This window comes from Yoonia sp. (genome assembly GCF_030731595.1).
Classification (GTDB): Bacteria; Pseudomonadota; Alphaproteobacteria; order Rhodobacterales; family Rhodobacteraceae; genus Yoonia.
This window is the reverse complement of sequence record NZ_JANQTS010000125.1, coordinates 1-9,993: the sequence shown is the minus strand read 5'-3', so window position 1 is coordinate 9,993 and position 9,993 is coordinate 1. Positions and strand designations below refer to the sequence as shown.

Below are 9,993 nucleotides of genomic sequence, written 5' to 3'. Positions count from 1 at the left end.
TGACCCAGCGTAGCAAGAAAAGCCCGATGAGGAAAAGGAAGATTACAGGCAGGAAGCCCAATTGATTGTTACCTGTTGCCAGCGTGAAGATCGTGATCAGCGCAGGGGCCAGAAACGCGGTGGCCTTGCCTGTCAGCGCGAAGAGACCAAAAGCTTCGGCTGGACGGTCAGGATGCGTATGCCGCACCATCATCGACCGCGAAGAGGCATAGACCGCGCCGCCCGCACCACCGATGCAAACGCCGCAGATGTAGAAAATGATGTCAGGCAGGCCCGATCCTTCGGCCAAGGGGATGCCGAACAGGGCTTCGCGCGACATGCCTACGATGATCACAGACACCCCGATCAAGACCCAGACGCTGGCGCGGATCACGGGTTTCGGGCCATAGCGCTGGTCGGCCAAGCCGGACAACCATGTGGTGATGGCGGCCGCGATGGCGGCGATAATGCCGAATACCCCGATCTGGATGGTCTGCCAGTCCAGCACCAGCGCTGCATAAACGCCACCAAAGGCATAAAGCGCGTTCAGCGCGTCGCGATAAAACATGGAACCTACAAGGAAATTCAGCAGGCTTTTGCGATGAAAGACAGAGCGCAGCGTTTCCATCAATTCCCCCCAAACCGCACCGAGTTTGGTCGATTTGCGTTCGGCTTTCGGGTCGTCGCGGACAAACATGAAAAACGGGATGATAAAGATCACATACCAGATCGCGATAAACGGTCCCACCGAGCGGGTGCCTTCGCGCATCTCTGGATCAAGACCAAAGAGCGGCGCATTTCCCAGCAAGGTCACACCTTGATCATTCTCGGCAAAAAGCAGCAACATGATGAAAAGCGACGTCACTCCGCCCCAATACCCGAACGCCGCACCAGAGCCGGAAATGCGCCCGACCTCTGCTTCGTTTCCAAGTGATGGAAGGATCGCATTGACGAAATTCAGCGCGCTTTCTGCTGCAAAGAAACCGACGTAGAACATGACAAGCATCAAGATCAGCGACCCGCCGTCCGGTGTCAGCCCCCAGAGCATGAAGGTGGTCACGACATAGACGACCGAAAAGAACAGGATCCACGGCATCTTGCGACCTGAATTGTCGGCGAATGCGCCCAGAAACGGAGCGCTGAACGCGATCAACAGACCGGCGATGGATTGCCCGGCAGACCAGACTGATTGCGCGCGCGCATCCGCGGCGACCTCTGTCAGGCCGGCACCCATGAAATACTCGGTTGCGACAACGGCGAAATAGGGGCCGAAAATGAAGGTCAGACCAAGCGTGTAAAACGGCTGCGAGGCCCAATCAAAGGCCATCCACCCCCAGATGCGTTTCTTACTGACTGCCATTTGTCTGCCCTTGGTTTTCCCTGAGCAGATAGAACACCGATAAAGTTGTGAGTAGCAAGCAAAGCTTTGCTAAATCGCTGCCTGATCAACAGGCGGCCATGGCCTTGTGTTGTCGGCATTGATCCACGCTTGGACCCATGCAGGCATTTCAGGTGAAGGCGCGGTAAAACCGACAGCTTCAAAGACGCGCTCTGGCGGGACGATCCCGTTTCGATCCGTGACAGCCGCCCGAAACAGCGCCTGCACCGCACATTCGCTGCCGATCCAGAGCGTATGTTCCAGATAAAAGAACCGTGCATCCCACCCGACGGCCTGACTGTTCACACGGAATTTGACAAAGGGACGGATGCGCTTGCGATACCGGATTGAATTGCCTGCCATGGTCAGGCCCCAGTTGTTCTTGCGCAATGCATCCAGCAAACCGACGCGCTGTGCGAGCCCGGTGCGACCGATGTCAAGGATCGTGAGAATACGTCCGTTGTTCATCTCAAGGTACTGATCAATATCTTGCGGCCAGCAGCGATGATGCGACACATGCGTCCCCAGTGGCGCGAGATCGGGCAATCTGCGACTTGTCAGATATTCTTTGATGACGCGAATGATCGGGTACATTTGGATCGTCCTTTGCAATATGCAGCAAATGGGACCGCTTGACGTTGACGTCAACTTTGACCTCGCGGCAACCACGGACTTGTCGGACAGGCGAGGAAGGCTTAGTTCAGGGCAAACCAAACAAAAGGCGCTTTCTTTATGCTCACCATTATCCAAGCCATCCTGCTGATCCTCGGCGTGGTCCGGTTCTTTGTCATTGCCCACTTTATCATGAGTTGGCTGATCCGTTTCGAGGTGCTCAATATCCGTCAGGAGTTTGTCGGGCAGGTCTGGTACAGCCTCGAGCGTATTCTTGATCCGATCTATAGCCGCGTGCGCAGCGTTTTGCCGAATATGGGCGGTATTGATCTGTCACCCATCGTGGTTCTGGTCGGCATCGAGATTTTGCGCATTTTCCTGATCAACAATATGATGGCCTTTGCCTAATCAAGATTTTGCCAGTTTCCGGTGTGATCAAAAGCAATAGGTTGCACCTGCCAAAGAATTCTTCGAAACTGAAGCTCAATGGGGCATTGTCGGCTGCAATGATAGCCGCAACATAAAGGGATCACGCATATGGGAATTCTAACTCTGAGCAAAAAAGGCGTGGCTGTGGTCTTGTCAGCGCAACTGCTTTTCGCGACGCAGGCTGTGACAATGGCACAGGCCGAAATGCTGGGCACCGAAGCCGCCATCGGCAAATACACAGCGCTGGCAAACCGCGATGCGCTGCTGGACGAAATGCAGCGCGAAGATATCCGCGCCGAGATCGTCGCCCTTGGCGTTGATCCCCTCGAGGCCGAAGCCCGCCTTGCCGCCTTGTCCGATGCCGAGATCGGAACGATCCTGACCCAGATGGAACGCGATAATGCAGGTGCCGATGTCATCGGGACGCTTTTCACGATCTTCGTGATCCTTCTTGTCACGGATCTGCTGTGCTTCACACGGTTCTTTAACTTTACACGTTGCGTGCGCTAACGCGCCTTTCGCGTCGGCTTGCCTGCCTGCTGGCGCTTTGCTGGCTGGCGGCTTGTGCTGCCCCATTCGATCCCGACCAGCGCCTTTCGGTTGATGTGCCGACGCGCGCGCAGATCGCGGGGGTTCCATTGATCCAGCAAGAGGATTTCTTTTGCGGACCCACGTCGATCGCGATGGTGATGCAATGGGCGGGGGCGGATGTCAGCCAACAGGATGTCGCCGCTTTGGCGTTCAGCCCCGGAGCGGGCGGCACCTATCTTGCGGATATGATCGGCAGCAGCCGCAGGCTTGGCCAGCTCGCGGTCGAAGTCTCTACTTTTGACCAGTTGCTGGCCGAGGTAGCAGCGGGCCACCCGGTGATCGTTTTCCAGAACCTCGGGCTTGGGATAGCACCACTTTGGCACTACGGCGTTGTCACCGGCTATGATTTTGCCCGTGATGAGGTCTATCTGAACTCTGGGCAACTCGAACAGATGGTCATGCCGTTTGCGGTGTTCGAGCGGACATGGCGACGCGGTGATTTTTGGGGGCTGGTTGTGCTGCCGCCCGATCAATTGCCTGTCAGTGTTGCCCAGACGGATATTCTTTCAGCGGCCGCGGCTCTAGAGCGGGTAGAGCAGTTTCAGGCGGCTGCCACGCTTTATGAAACGGGAGCGGAAGAATGGCCGGACAACTGGCTGTGGCAATTCGGACTTGGAAATGCCCGCTATGCGCTGGGCGATTTGCAGGGCGCGCGGCAGGCTTTGCGTCGCGCGCGGGCCGTTGATCCGACAATTCCCGAAGTTCGGGCCAATCTTGCCTTTGTTGAAGCCGAGCTTGCGGGCTAGATACAGCCAAACCGAAACCGCTGTGACCCATCGGAAATTTCCGATGGCGCAAATGCGTCGCTCGCGGTCGCGGATGGCCTTTCAGGAAAACACGGCAAATGCTCTAGTCTGGGCAACCCAGTCGGAGAATCCTGATGTCAGACCGCATTTCCTTTACGCTTGATGGCCAGCCGGTCACAGCCGCCCCCGGCGAGACGATCTGGGAAGTCGCCAACGGACGTGGTCTGGTAATCCCGCATCTGTGCCACAAACCGGCCCCCGGATACCGGTCGGACGGAAATTGCCGCGCCTGTATGGTCGCCATCGCGGGCGAGCGTACGTTGGCCGCAAGCTGTATCCGCGAACCCATCGAAGGGATGGTTGTCACCACCGATCAGCCCCGTGAAAAACAGGCGCGCCGTATGGTGATGGAATTGCTGGTCGCGGATCAGCCCGCTCAGGACGTGGCCCACGATAAATCCAGCCACCTTTGGGATATGGCTGCAAAGCAAGACGTGAGCGCAAGCCGTTTTCCCAGTGCCGATCCCGATCACATCCCCTTGCTGGATGATAGCCATGTGGCGATGTCGGTGAACCTTGATGCCTGTATCCAGTGCGGGCTTTGCGTCCGCGCCTGTCGCGAAGTGCAGGTCAACGATGTGATCGGCATGGCAGGGCGGGGCGGTAACGCCTATCCGGTGTTCGATATGGATGACCCGATGGGCGCGTCCTCTTGCGTCGCTTGCGGCGAATGTGTGCAGGCCTGTCCAACGGGGGCCTTGCTGCCTGCGACCGTGACCGACGAAAACCAGATGGGCGACACCAAGGACTACGACAAAGAAGTCGAATCCGTTTGCCCCTTCTGTGGTGTCGGCTGTCAGGTCAGCCTCAAGATAAAAGACAACAAGGTCAAATTCGTCGAGGGCATCAATGGCCCCGCGAACGAGGGGCGGCTTTGCGTCAAGGGCCGCTTTGGCTTTGACTATATCCACCACGAACATCGCCTGACGAAACCTCTGATCCGTCGTGCCGATGCCCCTGCGAAGGGGCTGAACGTCGATCCCGGCAATTGGCAAACGCACTTTCGCGAGGCGTCTTGGGAAGAGGCGCTTGATGCTGCCGCCAATGGTCTCAAGGACATCGGCGGCACAGGTGTCGCTGGCTTTGGCTCGGCCAAATGCACCAATGAGGAAGCCTATCTGTTTCAAAAGCTGATCCGCCAAGGGTTCGGCCACAACAACGTCGATCACTGTACGCGACTGTGCCATGCGTCATCTGTTGCTGCGCTTATGGAGAACGTCGGATCAGGTGCCGTAACCGCGACCTTCAACCAGATCGAGAACGCCGATGTGGCGATTGTGATCGGGGCAAATCCGATCGAAAACCACCCCGTTGCGGCGACCTATTTCAAGCAATTCACCAAACGTGGAGGCAAGCTGATCGTGATGGATCCGCGCGGTCAGGCGCTCAAGCGGTTTGCGTCGCATATGCTGCAATTCCGGCCCGGTGCGGATGTGTCGATGCTGAACGCGATCATGCATACGATTGTGGAAGAAAAGCTTTACGACCAGCAGTACATTGAAGCCTACACCGAAAACTGGGAAGCCGAGAAAGCGCATCTTGCGGATTTCACCCCAGAGAAAATGCAGGCGATCTGCGGTATCCCGGCCGAGACATTGCGCGATGTCGCCCGCACCTTTGCAGGGGCCAAGGCTGCGATGATTTTCTGGGGCATGGGCGTGTCACAGCATATCCACGGCACCGATAATTCCCGCTGCCTGATCAGCCTTGCTCTGATGACAGGTCAAGTTGGGCGGCCCGGCGCGGGGCTGCACCCGTTACGGGGGCAAAACAACGTACAGGGCGCATCTGATGCCGGTCTGATCCCGATGTTCCTGCCCGATTACCAGCCTGTTGGCGATCAGGGCGTGCGCACGGCCTTTCAGGACATCTGGCAAGAAGGCACAATCAATCCCAACAAGGGCCTGACCGTGACCGAAATTCTGGATGCGGTCCATGAGGGCCATATCCATGGCATGTATATCTTGGGCGAAAATCCCGCCATGTCCGACCCCGATGTGGAACATGCCCGCGATGCGCTGGCCAAGCTCAAGCATCTGGTTGTGCAGGATATCTTTATCACCGAAACCGCGAATTTTGCTGATGTGATCCTGCCTGCTTCGGCCTTTGCCGAAAAAACCGGGACGGTGACCAATACCAACCGTCAGGTCCAGATGGGCCGCCCTGCGGTACCGCCCCCCGGCGATGCGAAAGAGGATTGGTGGATCACTGTGGAACTCGCCAAGCGGTTGGGCCTCTCATGGGACTACCAGCACCCCAAGGACGTGTTTGCGGAAATGGCGCGGCTGATGAAGTCGTTCAACAACATCACATGGGAGCGGCTCGAGGCGCAGAATGCGGTCACTTACCCGTCGCTTTCACCCACGGACCCCGGCCAGCCGATTGTGTTCGGCGATGGGTTCCCGCGCGAAAACGGGCGGGCCAAGTTCACGCCAGCGAGCGTGATCGCGCCCGATGAGGCACCGGATGCGGAATATCCGATGATCATGACAACGGGGCGGCAACTGGAACACTGGCACACGGGGTCGATGACGCGGCGGTCGAAGGTCTTGGACGCGGTCGAGCCGGAAGCGAACTGTTCGCTCCACCCTTCCACCCTGCGCAAGCTGGGGGTTGAACCGGGCGGCATGGTTACGCTTTCCACACGTCGCGGCAGCATCACCATTATGGCGCGCGAGGACAGAGCGGTTGCGCCCGACATGGTCTTTGTGCCCTTTGCCTATGTCGAGGCAGCCGCAAACGTGCTGACCAATCCAGCGGTCGATCCTTATGGCAAAATCCCTGAATTCAAATTCGCCGCTGTGCGCGTGGAAAAGGCCGAGACACAGGTCGCCGCGGAGTGAATTCCGCTCATATGTCTCGGGTTTAACCAGCGATATTGAATAGCAGCGGGCGCGCAGCCTACCTTCACACAGCAACAAGCGCCGTTTTCGGTGTCTTGTCGTGGATGAATAAGGAGTTGCGTGATGCGCAGATTGATGATGATCGCAGGGCTTTGCGCCTTTGCAGTGCCAGTGATGGCTGATGATGCGGCCCTTTTGATGGGCGTCGAACGGTATGACGATTTGCGCCGCGTCAGCAATGCAACCGATGTTCTGAACGCAGCAGAGGCTTTGCGCGCCGCCGGATATGATGTCAGCACTCTTGCCAACGGGTCCGCGAGCGACATGAACCGCCTCTTGGAACGTTTTGCAACAGATGCGACCGATGCAGAGCGTCTTGTGATGGGACTGGCGGGGCGCTTTGTCACCGATGGCACGCGCAGTTGGTTCCTTGCGCAAGATGCAAACCGTCCTTCACCCTTTGGGTTGGGTGATGCGATTTCGATCGAGACGATCCTGAACGTCATGGCGCAAGCGCCGGGCCAGTCCGTGCTGATCCTTGGTTTCGATCAAGGCGCGGACGGACCCTATGGCGCTTATCTGCGTGAAGGAATTGGTGATCTGGATGTGCCGCAGGGCGTCACGGTGCTTTATGGAGAGCCGAGCATGACGGACGGTGTGATGCTGGACGCACTCACTGTGCCGGGTGGCGATGTTATGGGCTTTGTCCGCGACACACGGCGGTTGAGTGCGCTGGGCTATCAGCCGCAAAGCCTTGTAATGCAGCCTGTGCCGACCAGCCGACTGCCGATCCCGTCAACAGCTGTGGTAGAGCCGAGCCTGCGGGCCTGGAACGATGCGCAAGAAGCCAATACCGCCGACAGCTATCGCAACTTCCTGTTCGACAATCCTGGCAGCCCTTATGCGACTGAAGCCCGCCGCAGGCTCGATCAAATCGAAAGCGACCCGATCCGATTGGCCGAAATCGAGGAAAGCGGGCTGAACCTGACCCGAAATGAACGCCGCGCGATCCAGCGGAACCTGACGCTTCTGGACTTCAACACACGCGGTGTGGATGGCATCTTTGGCCCTGGCACACGGGGTGCAATCCGCAACTGGCAACAGATCAATGGTTTTGCGCAAACCTCCTATCTCACAACGGCACAGATCAACCGCATTGATGGTCAGGCCAGCCTGCGGGCTGCCGAGATTGAAGCTGAAGAAGAACGCGCGCGCGAAGCAGCGCTGCGTCTTGATCGCGACTTTTGGGAAGAAACAGGCGCGCGCGGCAATGAAGCTGGGTACCGAGCCTATCTGAACCGCTATCCCAACGGGATCTTTGCGCAAGAGGCAAAGGCAAAGCTTGGTGCTGCCCAAGAACCCATTCAGGAGACCGTGACGGACAACGACGCGGCGCAACAGGCAGAGCGCGCGCTCAACATCAACCCCGTTCTGCGCCGCCTGATCGAAAGCCGTCTGGCCCAACTTGGATACAACCCCGGAGAGGTGGACGGGCGGTTCGACCGCGACACGCGCGGTGCGATTGGCCGCTATCAAACTCAAGGTGGGTTGCCTGCTACGGGGTATCTGGATCAGCCGACATTGGCGCGGCTGCTGGCCGACACATTCGGGCGCTGACCGGGGCCAACTGCTGATATGAAAAAGGCCTCTCTTTTCGCAAGAGAGGCCTTTGTTCTGTGAATGGCGCGCCCTTACTCGGCGCGAATGTAACGCTCTGCCAGCAGCCGGATGAATCCCTGACCGCCATCGAACTGCCGCACGCCGATGATATAGGTGCCGGCCTGTACACGGGCCATTACAAGGCTATCAAGACCGTCGCCATAGTCGTCATTCTGTCCAATCTGGCGACCCAGATCGTCATAGATAACCAACCAAGGATCGCTGTTGCCATTTGCGATGGCCTCGACGACCAGAAGACCCGGATCGTTAAAGTCGAGGCTGAACCAGGTCACATCTTCGGATCCCTGAACATCCTGACGCAGGCGTGATTGCAGGACGCCCAAATCAGTGACTGGGATTGAACCATCCAAAGGCGGGGCGGCTTCCCCTCGTGCATAAAGGGATAGCAGCACTTCCTCTGCGTCGTATTCGCCAATGCTGACCGTAATCGGCGCGCTGTCATCGCTAAGTGCAGTCACCGCGAGACAGTAGGTGCCGGGATCAAGCGGTTCGGTCATGTCGATACGGGAGTTCAATCCATCGAAGTCGTCGTTCTCGGCAAGATAGGCCTCGCCGGGTCCATAGAGGGTGAGAACAGGATCAGCAGATTCGTTCTCGGCCGTGATGGTGACCGAGGTCGGCGCATCCAGTGTGAAACTCCAATATGGTGTCTCGTTCACGGATGCAGACTGGCTTGATCCCAAATTGCCGAAAGGCGTCGCCGTTTCGCAGCCACCTTCAGGACTTCCGCCGCCGGTGCTGACGCCGTCGGTCAAGGCTTCCTGCTCTTGCCGACCGATCCGCACAAAGGCGGTCATCGGCCCACCATCATAGCTACGCATGGACATGCAATAAGTGCCCGCCTCAAGCGTGGTTTCGGCCCGTGATGCGGCATTGCCGCCAGAGTCGTCGTCCGACAAGATGATCCCGCCAGAGCCGTCGAGCAGATCAATAATCGGGTCACCTGACCCACGCCCTTCGGCTTCGACCCGTATGTCCGTTGGCGCGGTCAGCGTGAAAAGCGACACATAGTCATTCCCGCCCAAAACCAGCGCCATCTGTTCGCGATAGCTGTCCGCAGTTGTGATATCCGAAGATGCTTCATCTCCGCCAATCCAGACACCACCGTTTCCAAAGCCGCCACATATATCGCTTTGGGCCAGAGCAGGCGTGGCTGCACTTAGCAAAAGGGCAGCAACTGCGCTTGATTTACACTTGGTTGAAGGCATGGGGCAGTGTCCTTTGTCATTGCATAGGTTCATTTTTGGGCAAGGTAGCGCGACAGAGTTGAGGTTGGCTAGCCCTCATCAGGCAAAGTGAGGGAAACCTGACCCTTTGCGAGGCCCACCATAAACGAAAAAAGGCCGCGCCCTTTCGGGATCGCGACCTTTTCATTGTGCTGCTTTCGCAGGTCTTAGCCCTGACGGGCCTTGAACCGGCGTTGCGTCTTGTTGATCACATAGACGCGGCCCTTACGGCGCACGACGCGGCAATCGCGATGGCGCTGCTTGAGCGAGCGGAGGGAGTTACGTACCTTCATGGGTCGTTTCCTTCATGTCGCGGCGCGCGGATTGCGCCTTGGGTTACAGTTACAGGCCTAAGCCCGGCGAATTCATGGTGGACGATACTGGGATCGAACCAGTGACCCCTTCGATGTCAACGAAGTGCTCTACCGCTGAGCTAATCATCCATGTCT

At 57.8% G+C, this 9,993-nt stretch carries 9 protein-coding genes and 1 tRNA gene; 5 read left to right on the top strand and 5 right to left on the bottom strand.

All coding sequences use genetic code 11. From position 1 onward, the window contains the following. Together NWQ23_RS14510 and NWQ23_RS14505 are read right to left on the bottom strand one after the other, a co-directional pair. Positions 1-1,339, bottom strand: a 1,339-nt coding sequence (locus NWQ23_RS14510; protein WP_306167100.1) for an MFS transporter, incomplete at its 3' end; no start/stop codon positions are given. Positions 1,340-1,408: 69 nt separating this feature from the next. Then, on the bottom strand, positions 1,409-1,951 hold the full coding sequence (locus NWQ23_RS14505) for an acyl-CoA thioesterase (protein WP_306167099.1): 543 nt from the start codon (positions 1,949-1,951) through the stop codon (positions 1,409-1,411). A 138-nt stretch (positions 1,952-2,089) separates the two neighbouring features. Between NWQ23_RS14505 and NWQ23_RS14500 the strand changes: the two genes are divergently transcribed. The 5 genes from NWQ23_RS14500 (at position 2,090) to NWQ23_RS14480 (ending at position 8,255) form a co-directional block, all read left to right on the top strand. Then, the gene (locus NWQ23_RS14500; protein ID WP_306167098.1) at positions 2,090-2,377 is read left to right on the top strand and encodes a YggT family protein; all 288 of its coding nucleotides are present in this window, start codon (positions 2,090-2,092) and stop codon (positions 2,375-2,377) included. A gap of 129 nt (positions 2,378-2,506) precedes the next feature. Continuing rightward, positions 2,507-2,908 carry a PA2779 family protein gene (locus NWQ23_RS14495; protein WP_306167097.1) on the top strand — a complete coding sequence of 134 codons (402 nt, stop codon included), beginning with the start codon at positions 2,507-2,509 and terminating at the stop codon, positions 2,906-2,908. Then, positions 2,896-3,735 (top strand): PA2778 family cysteine peptidase, encoded by an 840-nt coding sequence (locus NWQ23_RS14490; RefSeq protein WP_306167096.1) that lies wholly within the window; start codon positions 2,896-2,898, stop codon positions 3,733-3,735. The genes NWQ23_RS14495 and NWQ23_RS14490 overlap by 13 nt, the downstream gene beginning before the upstream one ends. A gap of 134 nt (positions 3,736-3,869) precedes the next feature. Next, positions 3,870-6,638, top strand: coding sequence for a formate dehydrogenase subunit alpha (gene fdhF / locus NWQ23_RS14485; protein WP_306167095.1), 2,769 nt, complete (start codon positions 3,870-3,872; stop codon positions 6,636-6,638). A 123-nt stretch (positions 6,639-6,761) separates the two neighbouring features. Then, positions 6,762-8,255, top strand: coding sequence for a peptidoglycan-binding protein (locus NWQ23_RS14480; protein ID WP_306167094.1), 1,494 nt, complete (start codon positions 6,762-6,764; stop codon positions 8,253-8,255). Between the two features lie 74 nt (positions 8,256-8,329). Here NWQ23_RS14480 and NWQ23_RS14475 read toward each other — a convergent pair whose 3' ends face one another. From NWQ23_RS14475 to NWQ23_RS14465, 3 genes are all read right to left on the bottom strand, one after another. Then, positions 8,330-9,526, bottom strand: a complete 1,197-nt coding sequence (locus tag NWQ23_RS14475; RefSeq protein ID WP_306167093.1) for a PPC domain-containing protein — start codon at positions 9,524-9,526, stop codon at positions 8,330-8,332. A gap of 185 nt (positions 9,527-9,711) precedes the next feature. After that, complete coding sequence (gene ykgO / locus NWQ23_RS14470; RefSeq protein WP_010141322.1) at positions 9,712-9,837, bottom strand: type B 50S ribosomal protein L36; 126 nt, start codon at positions 9,835-9,837, stop codon at positions 9,712-9,714. A 75-nt stretch (positions 9,838-9,912) separates the two neighbouring features. Next, a tRNA-Val gene (locus NWQ23_RS14465) sits at positions 9,913-9,987 on the bottom strand. Positions 9,988-9,993: the final 6 nt, after the last annotated feature.

Bases quoted from the DNA above. Each gene is read 5' to 3' on its own strand.
- NWQ23_RS14475 (WP_306167093.1), bottom strand. From the start codon at position 9,526: ATGCCTTCAACCAAGTGTAAATCAAGCGCAGTTGCTGCCCTTTTGCTA.
- NWQ23_RS14480 (WP_306167094.1), top strand. From the start codon at position 6,762: ATGCGCAGATTGATGATGATCGCAGGGCTTTGCGCCTTTGCAGTGCCA.
- NWQ23_RS14495 (WP_306167097.1), top strand. From the start codon at position 2,507: ATGGGAATTCTAACTCTGAGCAAAAAAGGCGTGGCTGTGGTCTTGTCA.
- NWQ23_RS14505 (WP_306167099.1), bottom strand. From the start codon at position 1,951: ATGTACCCGATCATTCGCGTCATCAAAGAATATCTGACAAGTCGCAGA.
- ykgO (WP_010141322.1), bottom strand. From the start codon at position 9,837: ATGAAGGTACGTAACTCCCTCCGCTCGCTCAAGCAGCGCCATCGCGAT.
- NWQ23_RS14500 (WP_306167098.1), top strand. From the start codon at position 2,090: ATGCTCACCATTATCCAAGCCATCCTGCTGATCCTCGGCGTGGTCCGG.
- fdhF (WP_306167095.1), top strand. From the start codon at position 3,870: ATGTCAGACCGCATTTCCTTTACGCTTGATGGCCAGCCGGTCACAGCC.